General features: G+C 36.6%; 17 protein-coding genes and 1 other RNA gene. 16 read left to right on the forward strand and 2 right to left on the reverse strand.

Features of this window, described 5'->3' with window-relative positions:
* Both BQ4305_RS20680 and BQ4305_RS20685 read right to left on the reverse strand, forming a co-directional pair.
* Positions 1–627, reverse strand: coding sequence for a LysE family transporter (locus BQ4305_RS20680; RefSeq protein WP_110929591.1), 627 nt, complete (start codon positions 625–627; stop codon positions 1–3).
* A gap of 296 nt (positions 628–923) precedes the next feature.
* Positions 924–1,127: a twin-arginine translocase TatA/TatE family subunit gene (locus tag BQ4305_RS20685; RefSeq protein WP_110929592.1), complete on the reverse strand. Its 204-nt coding sequence runs from the start codon at positions 1,125–1,127 to the stop codon at positions 924–926.
* Positions 1,128–1,265: 138 nt separating this feature from the next.
* On the opposite strand from BQ4305_RS20685, the gene ssrS reads away from it, so the two are divergent.
* From ssrS to BQ4305_RS20760, 16 genes are all read left to right on the forward strand, one after another.
* A non-coding RNA gene (gene ssrS / locus BQ4305_RS20690) (6S RNA) lies at positions 1,266–1,452 on the forward strand.
* 200 nt (positions 1,453–1,652) lie between these two features.
* Positions 1,653–1,847 (forward strand): hypothetical protein, encoded by a 195-nt coding sequence (locus BQ4305_RS20695; protein ID WP_110929593.1) that lies wholly within the window; start codon positions 1,653–1,655, stop codon positions 1,845–1,847.
* Between the two features lie 910 nt (positions 1,848–2,757).
* Complete coding sequence (locus BQ4305_RS21740; protein WP_199880781.1) at positions 2,758–2,925, forward strand: hypothetical protein; 168 nt, start codon at positions 2,758–2,760, stop codon at positions 2,923–2,925.
* Positions 2,891–3,736 carry a prohibitin family protein gene (locus BQ4305_RS20700; protein WP_110929594.1) on the forward strand — a complete coding sequence of 282 codons (846 nt, stop codon included), beginning with the start codon at positions 2,891–2,893 and terminating at the stop codon, positions 3,734–3,736. Before BQ4305_RS21740 ends, BQ4305_RS20700 begins: the two co-directional genes overlap by 35 nt.
* A gap of 157 nt (positions 3,737–3,893) precedes the next feature.
* On the forward strand, positions 3,894–6,728 hold the full coding sequence (locus tag BQ4305_RS20705) for a hybrid sensor histidine kinase/response regulator (RefSeq protein WP_110929595.1): 2,835 nt from the start codon (positions 3,894–3,896) through the stop codon (positions 6,726–6,728).
* A gap of 460 nt (positions 6,729–7,188) precedes the next feature.
* Positions 7,189–7,524 carry an STAS domain-containing protein gene (locus BQ4305_RS20710; RefSeq protein ID WP_110929596.1) on the forward strand — a complete coding sequence of 112 codons (336 nt, stop codon included), beginning with the start codon at positions 7,189–7,191 and terminating at the stop codon, positions 7,522–7,524.
* 79 nt (positions 7,525–7,603) lie between these two features.
* Positions 7,604–8,338 (forward strand): LytR/AlgR family response regulator transcription factor, encoded by a 735-nt coding sequence (locus BQ4305_RS20715; RefSeq protein WP_110929597.1) that lies wholly within the window; start codon positions 7,604–7,606, stop codon positions 8,336–8,338.
* Between the two features lie 545 nt (positions 8,339–8,883).
* Positions 8,884–9,489, forward strand: coding sequence for a GTP cyclohydrolase I FolE (gene folE / locus BQ4305_RS20720; protein WP_110929598.1), 606 nt, complete (start codon positions 8,884–8,886; stop codon positions 9,487–9,489).
* A gap of 22 nt (positions 9,490–9,511) precedes the next feature.
* Complete coding sequence (locus tag BQ4305_RS20725; protein ID WP_110929599.1) at positions 9,512–10,330, forward strand: 6-carboxytetrahydropterin synthase; 819 nt, start codon at positions 9,512–9,514, stop codon at positions 10,328–10,330.
* Positions 10,330–11,049: an SDR family oxidoreductase gene (locus BQ4305_RS20730; protein ID WP_110929600.1), complete on the forward strand. Its 720-nt coding sequence runs from the start codon at positions 10,330–10,332 to the stop codon at positions 11,047–11,049. Before BQ4305_RS20725 ends, BQ4305_RS20730 begins: the two co-directional genes overlap by 1 nt.
* Positions 11,050–11,067: 18 nt before the next feature.
* Positions 11,068–11,985: an ATP-binding protein gene (locus BQ4305_RS20735; protein WP_110929601.1), complete on the forward strand. Its 918-nt coding sequence runs from the start codon at positions 11,068–11,070 to the stop codon at positions 11,983–11,985.
* An 18-nt stretch (positions 11,986–12,003) separates the two neighbouring features.
* Positions 12,004–13,074, forward strand: coding sequence for an alpha/beta hydrolase (locus BQ4305_RS20740; RefSeq protein WP_110929602.1), 1,071 nt, complete (start codon positions 12,004–12,006; stop codon positions 13,072–13,074).
* Positions 13,064–13,300 (forward strand): phosphopantetheine-binding protein, encoded by a 237-nt coding sequence (locus BQ4305_RS20745; RefSeq protein ID WP_110929603.1) that lies wholly within the window; start codon positions 13,064–13,066, stop codon positions 13,298–13,300. Before BQ4305_RS20740 ends, BQ4305_RS20745 begins: the two co-directional genes overlap by 11 nt.
* Positions 13,297–14,730 (forward strand): class I adenylate-forming enzyme family protein, encoded by a 1,434-nt coding sequence (locus BQ4305_RS20750; RefSeq protein WP_110929604.1) that lies wholly within the window; start codon positions 13,297–13,299, stop codon positions 14,728–14,730. The genes BQ4305_RS20745 and BQ4305_RS20750 overlap by 4 nt, the downstream gene beginning before the upstream one ends.
* Positions 14,731–14,746: 16 nt before the next feature.
* Positions 14,747–16,339, forward strand: a complete 1,593-nt coding sequence (locus tag BQ4305_RS20755) for a methyl-accepting chemotaxis protein (protein ID WP_110929605.1) — start codon at positions 14,747–14,749, stop codon at positions 16,337–16,339.
* A gap of 13 nt (positions 16,340–16,352) precedes the next feature.
* Complete coding sequence (locus BQ4305_RS20760; protein WP_110929606.1) at positions 16,353–16,670, forward strand: STAS domain-containing protein; 318 nt, start codon at positions 16,353–16,355, stop codon at positions 16,668–16,670.

Raw genomic sequence — 16,670 nt, forward strand, 5'->3', positions numbered from 1 at the left:
TTATTTGAACAACATTTGATAAGCTTGATATCCAAAGTAAAGACCGAATGCAATAAGAGAGAGTCCGGAGATCAAAGAAATGGCTTTTAAAACATGTGAGGTCAGAAGACGGCGAAAACTGCTGGAAACAAGAGCCATTGAAAAATCCCAGAAAAAAATACCGACAAAAATAGAACCGCTGTAAAATAATAAATGCTGCAAATCAAAGGTGGCTGCTGCTTTGGCCAGTATGGAGCCATAAATCCCGAGCCAGAATAAAATAGTCAGCGGATTGGAAATCGACATAATAAATCCTGTCAAAAAAGAAGAAAGCAAACGATCCTGTTTCTTCCGTTCAAATGAGGTTACTTTTACAGCACTTAACATACATTCAATGCCAGTATATGTAAGAACGAAAAAACCAAAGAGCCAAAGAAAAGTTTTTATAAACGGCGTTTCTAAAAAATGGACGACCCCAAAATAGACAAGCGCCATATATATGGCGTCCGCCAAGGCAGCACCTAACCCTAAAATCCATGCATGCCAAAATCCATTTTTAATTCCCTTGTCCAGCTGTGCTGCGTTAATAGGTCCAATTGGAGCAGCCAACGAAAGGCCGAGCAGAAAATAACTGAGAAAAGCTCCCATTCTTTTATCACCTCGCATTCTCATAGCTCGTACCATCATATTCAAGAGAAACAGTAAATATCCGCAAAGAATTTTGTATTCCAAGAATAACCTCGTTAGAATATAAAAACCTAAAACAAAAAGCAGCTAAAGCAAAACAGCATTGCAAAAATAAAGGGAACATGCTATATTTACAAAGCGATGAGCTAATTTGAGTAAGACGCAGGATATGCTTATGCTAAACGCCGGGATGTGGCCTGGCGGTCCGCGCCTCAAACGCATCAAAGGCACCCTCTGTAAAGATGGGTGCCTTTTACTTACTTTGAATCTTTTTTTGCCAGTTTCATTTTATTTTGGATTTCTTCTTTTATTTCAGCAGAGACTCCTTTTGCAGCATTTTTAAATTCACGAAGAGAGGTGCCGACAGCTTTGCCTATTATCGGCGGCTTACTAGGGCCAAAAAATATTAAAGCCAGAAGAATAATAATAATTAGTCCTGGAATCCAAACATTAGAAAACATTGTACACAACACCTTAATTGCAGCATGGTTCTTATTATATACATAGTGTAGAAAAGAAAAGTTAATAATCCACAATAGGGTCCAACTGATCAAGTAACAAAACGCTTGCTAAAACGAAGGAAATTATGTATGATAAGTACATAGCTGCTTTGTACGTAATGATAATTAAGTTTTAACCTTTAAGCTGTAATAGGGAGTTTTATATCAAAACAGGAATGTTATGCCTCGTCATTGACTTGGACAACAGGATTGTTTTTGCAAACACCCACTTTGAGGAGTGGTGGTTTAAAACTTTCTTACTTGAATACGGCATAGCGGCTTCTCACTTTAGACTTCAAACCAATCCGCAGGGATTGGTTTTTTTGTTTTTGAATTTGAGTATTTATTGTTAGTCATTTGACATAATTTATACATATTTTCGAGAAAAGAAGCATTTGTGAGTGAACAGCAAAAGAAATTCCTAAACAATTAGTGGTATAATGTAGGCAAATGCTGATCACATCTTATGAGGGGAGGCATCTCACTTTGAAAAAGATCTTAAAACATCTTATTTTTTGGTTTAGTATGCTTGGAACAGCCGCTGCTGTCCTTTATTTTTTTATAGCGGATATTCCTTTATATATTAAAATCATTTGCGGAGCATTGCTGCTTTTTATGATTTATGAAGTAATTTCTGACCGAAAACGTGAAAAGAAAGAAGAAATGGAGTCACACTCATAATAAGAACACTTTTCCGTATTCCTCCTTATCATATATTGGGGGAATTTTTTTATGATGATATTTATTGGGGAATGTTTATTCTCTGAAATTAAGATTGCTGGTTTTATGATTACACTATAATAATTATTGAAAAACTGGGATAGAATAACAAATTTACTCTTGAAAATGTAAGCGTTTTCAAATATAATGTAAATAGGTTGGATAGCAAATGTGGCTATCATGGTATGAGGCGCAGGCGGAGCCTCTGCCGATTCTTCTGTACAGCAATCATTGAAAGATATATGGATAGAATGAAAGGTTTATAGATAAATTATTTCGGTTAAATAATAAGAAAGGAGGGATTCACATGAAAAAGGAAAATAAAGTATCATTAAAGGACTTCATAAAGGAAGATAAGTTTGAACTAAATTCTTATCTTACATATTTAATGAGCCAAGTCCGTTATCTCCCGTATCAAGTAAGTAAAAGGTGATATAGTCAGAAGGGAAAGTTAAAAAATGAATAAACAAAATATATAGGCAATCCGTTTATCATGAAACTGTAAATGGATTGCCTATACTATGCCTGTAAAACCTCAATCTTCTAATAATGGCTCCGCATCTCTAACATTCTTCTCTGCTACTATAATCTATTCATGTTCCTTTTTATAAAAAGGGATCTTCACATTTTTCAAACATTTTTCCACTGCAAAAGTCTGAATTTAGCCTTTTAATACGATACATCTCACGGTATGATTGAATTGGATAACTTTGTAAGCCAAATCTCTTGTTGCGTAAAAATGTGAAAGACTGCACGTATTTGAAATGAAACGAGGTGTTAGAACCAATTCCAAAGACTTATTTCATAAAAGACGTGAAATTTAAGGCCTGAAACAATACCTGAAAATATATAAATAAAGGGGGGGGCTTGAATGAAAGTAATCATAGGGTCTGTTTTAGTCATTTTGTTAATTTGTATCGGGATTTGGCTGATTTTATCTCCTTCCTTTAAAAAAGTGGGAGAAAAAGCATTTGAGTTAAAACAGAAATTTGAGGAGGAAACAGATGAAGAAGGAAAAAACAGCAAGCAGCAGAAGTAAAAAGGTACTTGGAGGATTTATAATCGGTCTTGCTTTGCTGCTTGGTATAGGGATATTAGCCCTTTTTATTGAGAAAATCCCTAATGGCTATGTGGGAGTTGTTTACAGTCCAAATGGCGGCGTTCAGAGTGAAACACTTCCGCAAGGATGGCATCTTGTCGGCATTTTCGATAAAGTAACTGAATATCCGGTTAGGATGCAGACGGTTAATTACAGTGATATTCAGGTAGCAACTTCTGATGGGAAAAATATAACGATTGATTTTGCTTACAATTACAGTATTCAGCCTGATAAAGTTGTGGATGTCTTTAATAAATTTGGTCCAGTCGAAGTCAAACAAATAGAGGAAACCTATTTACGGACCAGGCTGTGGGATGCTGGACGGAAAGCCATTGCAAAGTATTCAGTTATTGATACATACGGGGAAAAATCATCTGATGCAGCTGTAAATGTACAGAAAATATTCTCTGATGATATTGCAGACCTAGGCTTTACGGTTGACAATCTGACCCTTGGTGTGCCAAAACCGGATAAATCGACCCAGGCCGCCATTGATAAAAGGGTTGAAGCCGCTCAAGAATTGGAAAGAACACAAATTGAATTGAAAATCGCGGAAGCAGAAGCAAAAAAGAAGAAAATTGAAGCAGAAGCGATCGCTGATTATAACGACATTATCAAGAAATCCATTTCAAAAGAAGTCATACAGAACAAATGGATTGAAAAATGGGATGGTAAGACGCCTAAAGCTACCGGATCCAATCAAATGATTCAGATTCCTCTTGAAGATGAACAAGATACGGAAAATAATTAAACTGCCAAACTGCCTGTTTACTAAAAATAGGCAGTTTTCTTATGCTAAAATGTGTTTAAAAGATTTAATTTATTTTTTCGCAAGGTTTAAAATTTTTATCACACCTATTAATTTGCTTTAAGGTACGGAATAATTGAAGCTTGAAAGGGAGAGTTTATTGAATTATAAGATACCGGTCATAATGTTAACAGTTATAGGATTAGCGACTCATTTTTATTTTATAGGCAGGTATCTTTTGCTATCTGTAGCCGGGACAGAGAAAATTTGTGTTGTTGGGTCTTATGTTTTGATTATAGGGCCGGCGTTTATTTTATTTTACAAAACGCTTATGACAAAAGGAAAAAATGACAAGAAGTTTGAAACAAGATTTTTTTCGCTTTTTCAAAATAGTCATTCTTTAATATTTGTTTTGAATGAAGAGGGACTGATCAAGCAAGTGAATCCTAAAGTTTCCTCAGATTTAAATTATACAGAACAAGATTTAATGGGTATTCCTTTTTATTCATTATTTTTTGATAAGGACGAGCAGTATGGAATTCAAGATCTCTTAGATCTGGCAAATGACGGCATTGTCAGAACGTCCTCAGGAAAAGTTACAAACAAAGAGGGAAATGAGTATCAATTAAAGTTTACATTAGTGCCTAACTTGGAAAGGAATATGAAAATATCGAGTTATCTAGTGCTTGCAAAAGATATTAATGAATTAATCGAATACAAAGGAAGAATTGTAAAAACCCAAATTGAATTAAAAGAAACAGTCCATAGGCATCAAGGTTTGATTTTTAAATTTATTAAAGTCGGCGATTCCTATATTCATACTTTAGCTGATGGACAGCTTATGGAAAAAATGAATTTAAAGAAAAAGCAGATTATTGGAAAGAAATTCAGTTTTGAAACTGAAAATAATGTCATTCAATTCATACTTCCGCACTATGATGCAGCCTGGAAAGGAGATTTTATGACATTTGAAGGAGAAGCGAGAGGAATACATTTCCTTTGCTCGCTTTCCCCAATCATTAAGAATGGAATGATTACAGAGGTAATTGGTTCTGCGGTAGATATTACAGACCGAAAGACAGTCGAGGTAAAATTAAAGGAAAAGGAAAATCTATATCGGACGGTTCTCAGTACGATGTTTGAAGGGATTTCTATTGTCCATCCTTCCGGGTGCTTAACAAACCTAAATGAGAATGTGGAGAAGCTGCTTGGCTTACCATCAGGTTTTTTTAATGAAGAAGAATTGGCAAATCGGGGAATAGAATTTGTTGATGAAGATTTAGCAGTGGTTACGTATGATGAATTGCCAGGTATACAGACAATTAATAAAGGAATAGCTGTAAATAATGCTATTCTGGGAGTGAAAACTCATGGACTCTTGAAGAGATGGATTAAAATTAATTCCATGCCGCTTTTCCTATCAAATGAGCAGGCTGCATTGGTCTCCTTTTCTGATATATCAGAACAGAAAGAACAGGAAAGCATGGCGGAGGAAGCCTATACTTTAAATCAGGAGTTAATCGACAACTTGGAAACAGGCATTGCTGTCACCGACAATGACGGAAGAACACTGTTAACAAATGCATCTTTGAAACGAATGTTAAAGATTAATCCGCTAGAAAATTTTATTGGGAAAAAGGCCTCAGAATTTAAACATGGATTTTCTAAAAATGCTGAATTAAGCAGTGAATTGATTGAAATTAGAAAGGCAGGCAGAACAAGAACAGAACTAGTCAGCTCAGATGAGGGGCGTACATTTAGGATGCACTATACCATGCTGGCTATACCTAAGAAAGACAATGTGCATTTATGGACATTTGAAGATTTGACAGAATTAATCAATCTTCAATTATCCTCACAAATGGCAAAAGAAGAAGCAGAGAAAGCGAATATGGCAAAATCAGAGTTTCTGTCAAAAATGAGTCATGAACTGAGGACTCCCTTAAACGGGATACTGGGCTTTGCACAGCTCTTGGAACTGGATCATACGTTAGATATCCGTCAGCAGAAATTCGTGACAGAAATTCGCAAAAGCGGAGGTCATTTATTAAGTCTGATCAATGAAGTACTAGATCTGTCCAGAATTGAAACCGGTCGTCTGAAAATTGCATTTGAAAACATAGATATTGTAAAAATAATCACTGAATGTGTTGCCATGGTTTTGCCATTGGCAAATAACCATAAACTTAGGATAGTCAATCAAGCAGCAGGGAAAGACAGTGTATATATAAAAGCTGACCCAACCCGTATAAAGCAGGTGATTTTAAACTTATTGGATAATGCTATTAAATATAATGTGAAAGAAGGGAGAATAGAAATTTCATATAAAGAAACAGATAAAGGTATTAAAATTTTCATCAAGGATAGTGGGATCGGTGTACATCCAGACGAGATAGAGGCAATCTTTGAACCTTTTTACCGGATTAAAGGAACCAATGTTGAAGGAACCGGCATCGGTCTTTCATTAACAAAACAGTTAATCCAAATGATGGGCGGAACAATTGAGGTAAAAAGTACAAAAGGGAAAGGGAGCATTTTTCAAATCAGCCTTCTGTCTAATACAGATTCCGAAACTCATAAAAGAATGGAGAACAGATCAACAGTTTTATTAGAAACAAAAGAAGAGAACTCTGCACATCTATTATATATTGAAGACAATCAATCAAATATTGAATTAATAAATGAAATCATAAACACATGGACTGACCATCGATTGCTATGGGCAAAAACAGGAAAGAACGGAATAGATAAAGCGTTAAATGAGAAAATCAGTTTAATTTTACTTGATCTCAGCCTGCCAGACATGAATGGCTATCAAGTATTTGATGAATTGCAAAAGTATAGTCATACCAAGCATATTCCAATCATTGCTGTCAGTGCCAATGCAATGAAGAGAGACATTGAAATGACTTTGAAAAAAGGATTTCGGGATTTTGTGACAAAACCAGTAAATATAGAAGAATTATTGACGAAAATAAATAAATACCTTACGTAAGTATGGCGGCCTTGGTAACCGGGGCCGCTTCTTTATTTAATCAATCGGGTCTTTTGTTGTATTGAGATGTCCTATTTTAGCTGCAAAAGAAGGGTAATCTTGTTTGAAAAACTACAAAATCTGTCTTGCATGCTTCAAATTAGTTGGACAATTACCGATTCATGAGAATATATTCTATTTAGAAAGTAAAGTTTGTGAGATTCATGTAAGCAACCGCCGTCACTAATATGAGTGCAGCTTGAGGAAGAGCTTCAACTTAAACCTGCACAGCAGCGTTCGATTGTAAAATGTTTTCTATTTTAGAAGTTGAAGAAATGAGATGTTTCGGTATAAGGACCTATTCCTGTGATTTTTTTCTTTAATACACTATAAAAATGTTTAATCTGTTACATAAGAACTATATAAATGTGTTGTGAAGTAGTATAATAACCAAGTTATTATTTATATAAAGGAGAATGCCATGTTTACTTTTGAAATCCAGCCATCTCATGAAGATGGAGCCGTCATAGTCCAGCTTTACGGTGATCTGGACATTGATGCAACAGAAATCATGTATGACAGTATTTTGCCTAGCTTAGACCGATTTCAAAAGATTACTATAGTAATGGCTAATGTTCCGTTCGTTGACTCAACAGGTATCGGATTGCTGATTAGTTTAATTGATTCAATGAAAACGAAGGAACCCCCTGCCGATATTTCAATCTCATGTGTGGATCAGCAGGTTAAACAAATTTTTGAAATAATGCAGTTTTCTGAAATAGTGGGAGAAGATATTTTTAAAAATTCCATAAAGTGATCTGTTTTTTCTAAAGTCACTGATAAAAAATTCCGATATGTATATATATAGGGAATTTTTTTAGAATAGAGGGAGCCTAATGGGGAAATTTAAAATTGCAATTTCAGATGATGATCAAACATCCAGAACGCTTTTGAGACACTATATTGAATTGTTTCCGGATTTTATGGTAATTGGAGAGGCTGCATCTGGAGAGGAATTAATTCAATTAGTGATGAATGATTCTCCTGACATTATATTAGTGGATATTAATATGCCGGGGATGAGCGGAATAGAAACCGTTAAAGTATGTAAACAATTCAAGCCTTCTATACAAGTTATTTTTACCACTGGGTTTGATGAATACGCAGTTGAAGCTTTTAATTTGTCAGCTTTGGATTATCTGATTAAACCAATAGAAATATCCAGATTCAGCACCTCTTTAGACAAGGCAGCGAAAACAATTGCATTATTAAAATCTGCCGAATTAAAATTTATTCAACAGGTAAAAAAGCTGACTTTGAAAACAAATAATTCTTATTTATACTTGCCGGTAGATGATATTCTTTTCCTCGAAAGAGAAAGCAGAAAAACGATCATACATACTTTGGATAAACAGTATGAGACAAATGAGGCATTGCAATCTTTTGAAGACAAATTAAACGGCGACTTTTGTAAAACTCACCGATCATTTTTAGTGAACTTGAAAAAGATCGTGCATATTCAGCCAATAGGAGAATCTTACACTGCTCATTTTTCGAATTATCCCAAAAAAGCCAATATTTCGAAACTTAAATTTAATGAGGTTCAGGAAACGCTTTCTGAATTAATCTAATGATACTGGGTAAGAAATATGCATTCCAATGAAAAAAGCCGAATTAATTCAACTTTTACATGTAGAAGGTTGAATTAATTCGGCTTTTTCTATTAAAGAGGGCTGATTCATTACAGAATGTTCTTCTTTATTAATGATGGCCCTGTCTTATCTTTCGACTAGAAATGTCATCCTAATTATATACATAAGTGAGAAAAAAGACTCATTAACTTGAATGCGTTATTATGAGCAAAAAGTCTCAATATGTGCCTTTTTTTGTCTGAAAACTAAAAATAAACGATTGAAAAGACCTACTTAGCCTCTGAAATGCCCTAAATGGATTGGACGGAACAATCAGAAAAAAGATATAGTTCTTACAGTATAAGAAAACAAAGTCAAACCATTAAACCTCAGGTGGTTACAAAGACCTTTTGTGCAGGGGTAAATTTGCTCAGTTGAGTGAATATCATTTGATAACTTCTCTTTCAAAAGTCAAGTGTCCCCTTGTATGCCAAAAATAAGGAACTTTATAAGGTCAAATTTAAAATATTCAGGAGTGTTGTTATATGTTACAGGCTAATTCAAATGTTTTGCATCCAATAGAAGAAGTATTAAAAGAAAATGACAAGATTGAAGAAAGTGTTTCTGCCATTTTAACTGCATTAGGAGAGGACGTTTCACGTGAAGGGCTTTTAGATACTCCTAAACGAGTTGCTAAAATGTATCGCGAAGTTTTCTCTGGTATCGGAGTGGATCCCAAAGAGGCACTTACTACCACATTTGCTGAAGACTATGACGGGATCGTAACGGTTAAGGATATTACGTATTATACATTTTGCGAGCATCATCTGATTCCTTTCTTCGGAAAAGCTCATATAGGATATATACCAAATGGCCGTGTGGTAGGCTTGAGCAAATTTGCCAGATTGGTAGAGCTGTCATCTAAACGTCCTCAAGTTCAGGAGCGTATGACAAATGAGATTGCAAATGCCATTCATACGGTTCTTCAGCCGAAGGGTGTGATTGTAACGGTTGAAGGGAGTCACCTATGCATGTGTGCCCGCGGGGTGAAAAAACCTGGTGCTTCAACAGTAACCACGATAAAGAAAGGCTCATTTGCTGAAAATACAGCCCTGTGTGAAGAGTTTGAACGGGCTGTTTCCAGAGTTTAAGAAATAGAAGGGACAGACCTATATGCATTATTTATCTAGACGGGAAGAATTCTCAGCCGCACATTTTTATCATGTACCGGAGTGGTCAGAAGAAAAAAATGAATCAGCTTTCGGTAAGTGCCATCGACAGAACGGCCATGGACATGATTATCAATTAGAAGTGATGGTCAGAGGAAACTTTAATAGGAAGACTGGCATTGTTGTAAATACAACAGATATAAAGCACATAGTGAATACATTTATAGCCAAGGAACTGGATGGGAAATTCCTGAATAAAGAGCTGCCATTTTTCAAAAGAAATCTTCCTACAACAGAGAACCTTGTCAACTATATCTGGAATGCCTTGCATGATAAATTTGAAGGCTGTGAACTGTACAGGCTTCGATTAAATGAAAACCATTACCTATCCGCTGAAAGGAAGCTAAACGGGATGACCTATTTAACTAGAAAATATCATTTCTGTGCAGCGCACCGGCTGCACAGCATCCATTTATCTGATGAAGAGAATAAACGAATATTCGGCAAGTGCAATAATCCTCATGGACACGGTCATAATTATTATGTTGATGTACAAGTTCACGGTGAGCCCCATCATCAAACCGGTATGATTATCGATCTAGCTCAATTAGATGAGATAGTCGAAAAGGTCATTCTGGATAAATTCGACCATAAACATTTGAATTTGGATACAGAAGAGTTTGCAGAATTAAATCCAACATCTGAAGCAGTTGCAATGGTGATTTATGAGCTGCTGGCCCCTCATATTCCTCAGCTTTATAAAATTGGACTGTGGGAAACGGAAAAGAACTATTTCGAATATTTCGGCGAGAGGGAAAAATAATGATTGACAAAAAAAGGATAAAAGGTAAAAACATAGCCATAACAGGTGCCACCAAAGGAATCGGCAGAGCTGCAGCCTTGCTCCTGAGTGAGCTTGGGGCCAATCTGTTAATTGGTTCAAGAACGTTGCAACATTCAGTGAATACTTCCGCAGAACTAAATACCAAAAAAGTAGAAGCTAATCTTGATGTTACAGATGAAGCATCTATTAAGAACTTTTTAATTAGTGGGTTGGATGAACTGGGCTCGATCGATGCATTAATTAATTGCGCGGGCTACGGGAATTTTGAATCGGCTTTTGAATTAAGTACTGAGGACTTTGACCGGATGATTTCAGTGAATTTAAGAGGGACTTTTCTGACTTGTAAACATTTTGGGAATCATATGATAGAAAGTAAGTCAGGCAAGATCTTAAATATCATTTCGATCGCCGGCAGTAATGCTTTAGCAGGATGCGCAGGCTACTCTGCTTCGAAATTCGGAGCATTAGGCTTATCGAGGGTGCTGCAAATGGAAATGAGAGGGACTGGCGTACAACTGACCTCTGTTTTACCAGGTGCGGTGAACACAGAATTTTGGGACCATATGAATCAAGTGCCTGATCGTTCAAAAATGATTCCTCCTGAAACAATTGCTGAACATCTGGTTTATCTGCTATGTCAGCCGGATGGTGCAACAGTAGATGAAGTAACAATCATGCCGCCAATGGGGGTACTGTAACAAGGAGGTCGACAAGCGATGAAGCCGCTGCTCAGCAGGATCCTGGGAACAAAAAAATTACAGGAAAGTGCAGCAATGCCGGTGCCTTTAACTATAAACTCATTACAAGAACATCAAAGAGGGGCTGTAGTCGGCTGGATTGCAAATAAGCTTGGTCAATTGGTGCAGATCGAGGGCTGTGATAAAGGGATCTTGATTTATTCATCCTTTCATAAAACGATAAAAAAAGCAGATACAGAAAATATAGAAGATTATCTTCTCTTTCTGGCGTATTCCCTCGTTTCATGGATGGAGACCAATGAAGATGTATATATAAAAATAAAAGAAATGCACTTACTGGACACGTACCATAAATGCCTTCTGGAAGTTTATGAGATGCTGAAAACGGATGACAGTCTGTATTTTAATAAAAGGCCGCCTGCAGAAGCCCAAATTAGTGAGGACGTAAAAATTTGGGAAGTGTATAGAGATGTACTTCATGCTTCAACTCAAAGGAAGTTCCTTCTTATAAAAGATGAAGAAGTTCAATCTTTTAAGGGCGGCGAAGTCCTATGCCATGAGCCGGTCGCCGCGAAAGAGGATATCCCAAAAGTTCGAAATATTGCCAAAGAAGTTTTAATAAATGAGGGACTGTCACCGAGCAAAGTTTCCAGTTATGTCTTGCTTATATCGGAAGGCATTACCAATATCCTGAAACATGCAAACTATGGCAGCCTGTGTATCGTAAAAAAAGAATCTTCTATCAATATAATAATAGAAGATAACGGAAAAGGATTTCCTTTAAAATCACTGCCCTATACGACATTAATGGCAGGCTATTCAACTAAAAAATCACTTGGCCAGGGCTTTACCCTAATGCTGAAAATTGCAAGCAGGGTATTGCTGAGGACCTCATCAAACGGTTCTACATTAATTCTTGAATTCACTTATGAATAAGGGGCTGACACTTATTAAATGAAAGGTAATAAAGTGATTCCGTCAATAGATGGAACCATCCATAAAACACTTTTAACAAGCGTCCTGCAAGATGGCTTTTGGAGCCGCTGGTTCGCTCATGGAATAGAACCTAGCATTTTAAATTCCAATAGAATTGCGCTTGCCTCTTTGGATGGCTGGATCTCGATACTGAGTGAGAGTGCGCTCAGTCATTCGCTGAGGGCAGAAGAATATAAGAAAAAAGGCAACAAGTCAGAAGCCGAACAATATTACAGGCTGTCAGGACTCTATTATTGTTTAATTCAGTGGGTATATCCTGCTCCAGATATTAATAAGAATGCCTGGCATGCTTTAGTACAGAATCAGTTCGATAAAGCGGATGCGTTATCCGATGATTTAATAACGGTTCACAAGATTACTATAAATGGAAGAAAGCATATTGGCAGAGTCAGAGTCCCTGTAAACTCTGCAGGGACTGTAATCATTGTTAATCCGATTGACTCTCCAAAAGAAGAATTATTTTCTTATGAAAAGGACTTTGCTGAAGCTGGATTTACTGTCATAAGCTTTGATGGACCTGGTCAGGGGGGAAGTGTGTTTGACAAAGACAATAAAGCAAGCACGGAAAGCTGGGGACTGTTTCTGAATCGTATAATCGAGTTTTCACATAGAAAATTTCCATCAGACCCATTGCATCTTTTTGGTACCAGCTCGGGGGCGGCATGGGCAATTGAAGGCAGTCAGCATCCTTTCATTAGCAAATCTGTCGCAGTCAGCCCGCCGTGCGGGACTCAAACCGAAATGCCCGACTACTTCAAAGAAAGAATGCATCATGCTTTAGAAGACTTCAACAGTGGCTTCCTGCCCAGTCCAGATAAACTTGAATTAAGTAAGAACGTTCTTCTATTTCATGGTAAACAAGATGTCATGGTGAAGGGTTCAGATATATATGATCTATATTCCAGATTGGAAAACCCTAAACGGCTTATTGAGTATGAGGAGGCCGGGCATTGCTGCGATGAGAAGTTACAAGAAATAAGAAAGCGTTCTATCCAATGGTTCAAAGGAGAGAGTTTGGATGAGATTTAACGAATTTTGCAAGAGCATCTTCGAAATTATTGAAATAGAATCAGAAGATATTTCCGAGTCCAGTTCCTTTAAAAATGATCTTGATATCGATTCCCTTCAAATGGTAAACGTTGTGATAGGAATTGCCGAAAAATATGAGATCCCTTTTGAGAGACTCGTACTAAATTCTGAACACATTCACACAGTGGGCGGACTGTATAACATCGTGAAAGGTGAAACAAAATGATTCCATTGATTCAAAAAGTTATAAATCCAGTATCAGACAAAATTGCACTGACTACCTTTGATGGTTCGTTTTCTGGCCGGGATATAGGTATTTTAACTGAGCGATATGAAAAATTACTGGCACCGTTGGATATTAAGGGAAAGAGGATTGGCTTGCTGGTAACTGTTATCGAAGAATATCTTTCTCTTTTGTTTGCTGTCAATAAATTAGGAGGTATTGTCATTCCGCTCAGTTGGCAATTTAGACATGAAGATTTGACAAAAGTGCTTGAACTGCTTGATCCTCATATAATCTTTTCCATAACAGAGCATAATGGATTTCATTTCTCAGATGTCATCCAAACATGGGCTGAATGTTCTAATAAAAAGACACAGATTTTCACATCTGACAGTTGCTCAGAATGGAACCTTACTCACTTCATCGGGGAAGAAAAAGAACTTGATGAGGAGGGGAAAGATTTCATTTGCTGCTCTTCAGGCAGTACCGGCACTCCAAAGGGACTCGTATTTAATATGAAGGTATTTGATTTCTCATACAAGCTAATAAGTGACTTCCAAAAAATTAACTCTGAGGATAACGTCTTATTCTACGCCTCAACCAGTACCATTTATGGAATTAAATCGATGACCAACATTATTCGAGCCGGCGCAAATGTATTTGTTCCATCATCATTTGATCTGCCAGCCATCATCCAGACGATGAAACAAGCGAATTGCAATAAAATCGTTACAACCCCATCTATATTTAAAGCAATTTACTCTTTTGCCGTTCATTTATGTCCGCAAGTCATCGCTAATTTAAAGTTAGTATGCCTGAGCGGAGAAAGAATGCCGGAGAACTTTGCTGACCAATTTCCGGATATGGATCATTGTGAATTTTCATCACAGTATGGCATATCGGAAATCGGAGCCATCGGTTTCGCTAATCTTCGTTCGGGCTTGGAGCATACTATCTATAAAGAGATTGATTTTACAATTAAAAATGGTGAGCTTCTGGTCAGAACAGGTGCCGTATTTTCCGCGTATTATCGCAATAAAGAGCTGACAGATAGTGCTTTTGAAAATGGCTGGTATGCAACAGGTGACCTAGTTGAATTACAATCTGACAATCGTTCTATTACAATTGTGGGCAGAAAGAAAGACATGATTAAAAAAGGCGGACAGCAAGTCATTCCAGGTGAAATTGAAGCTGTGCTTTCTGAAATAGAAGGTATCAAACAGGCAGTCATTATAGGGATCCCACATGATATATACGGAGAGCAAGTAGCAGCTTTTGTTGTGTCAGAGGGCATAAGCGCGTCTGAAATACGAAGTTTACTGAAAGGGAAAATTTCTGCTTATAAAATCCCGGATAAAATCATTTCACTTGACGCCTTCCCTATGACGCAAGGAAAGGTTGATAAAATAAAATTGAAATCATTCATTGCATAATTTACGGAGGAGCAAGATGGATAAATTCAAGACAGGGAATACACTGAAACATCAATTTATTATTAAAATATTTCTTGTTTTCATTATCATAACGTTAGTGCTCGGTTCAATTCAGTATTACTATTTAAGCAAACAAATCAACAATGATGTAAATAACGAAGCAAAACAAATTGAAACCAGTATAGAACAGGGAATAAAGGAAACGGACCTAGCGTCCCGCTCTATAGAACAACAAATAGATGTCAGGTTAAAAATCATAGCAGAAAGAATCAGTGAACGGCTTGAAAATAAAAAGGTTGAAGAAATCACAAACGAAGAGTTGAAAAGGATCAGCAGTGAATTTGAAATAAGCGGCATCACTATTTTCACTAAGGAATCAGATGATATCGTAGGAGCAAAATCCACGGAGCCGAACGATATTGGTTTTAGTTTTAAAAAAGAATTAGGGGCCGAGGATTCTGGTTTTATCGGATTGAGTCATTTACTTGATAATAAAATGCCTGTGCAAAATGGTGAAAGTTATGTAGATGAAAATACAATTATTTTACTTACCTCTCAATCGGGTTCCCATAAAAATAAACCGACCTTTTTTAAATATGCATACTATCATAAAAAGGGTCAGGATTTCGTCATAAACCCGTTCATTGAAGCAAATGAAGTATATCAATTCACACAGTCTGTCGGCCCTGATACCTGGATTCAAAATGTTGTGAATACCAATAAAGTGGCTAAGGAAGTAGCTGTGTTAGAACCTCGTGTTTATGCTGATCCCAGTTTAGCCGAAAAAATGTATCCCCCTTTAAAAAAGGTTGTTTACGGAGAGTTTGCCCTTGCAAACAAGAAAGACAAAGCAATTCTAAAAGGTATGGCTAAAGATCCAAAAAGAACTTCTTATATAAGCGGAGAAGGTGAAGATAAACTATACAAAGTGTTTATACCAAGGGAGAACGGACAAGTTATTTATGTCGCCTTAGATTATAGTGTGATTAGTAAACCGCTGCATAAGTTAGCGATCTTACTCATTGCCTTCAGCGCAGTATCGTTACTCGCCTTGTTTATATTAACGGCTCGATTTTTCAGTTCACTTTATAAGCAGATTCAGGAAATCATCAAACAGATTAAACAATTGGAATCTGGAGATTTTACTGCTAAGAGTAATGTAAAAGCAAAAGGAGAATTAGCCAGTCTTTCTGCCAGCACGAATCATATGACTGCCATATTAAATAAGGTATTAAAGGATACAACAAAACAGGCAGAGAAAGTCCAGCATTTATCTCAGGAATTAAAATCAGAGACTGATAGTTCTGTAGATACTGTATATGCCTTATCACTCGATTTAACGGCAAATGCAAGAGAAGATAATTTTGAAATTACTGATTTTCTGAACAGACTGGAGCAAGCATTAAAAAAAGCTCCTAAAAATGAGGAAATGTTAAACGTATTAGAAAGTATCGAGAAAATAAGAGACATATCAAATACCCGCTCCGAATCAACGACTCAGATTACCTTAATTTTAGCTGACTTATTAAAATCCTTACAGCTTCAATCCGATGAGCTTTTGAATATTTCTAGTGAGTTATTTCATGATATGTATAAATTTAAATTGTAAGGGGTGCATCTGATTGTTGTTCAAAGTTGAAAGCAGCTTGGCTGGCACTGTTCAATATATTGGGATGATAGGAGTGTTAGATTACTCTACTGTGGATTCCTTTGATTTTGTTAATGAAACACCAGATTATGTAAAGGAATTCATTATAGATTTCTCTGCTTTAGAATTCATTGATTCCACAGGCATCGGCGCTATTTTGACCATCTTGCACAAAGCCAGCTCACTTCAAGCGATTGTGACATTTCAAGGAATGTCAGAAGAAACAGTCGACTTATTCGAAACAATTGGACTTTATGAAATCAAAAAAGCTTTATTAAATGAGGAGGTCTAG

Origin of the sequence: Bacillus massiliglaciei, assembly GCF_900098925.1 — a bacterium.
Classification (GTDB): domain Bacteria; phylum Bacillota; class Bacilli; order Bacillales; family DSM-1321; genus Peribacillus; species Peribacillus massiliglaciei.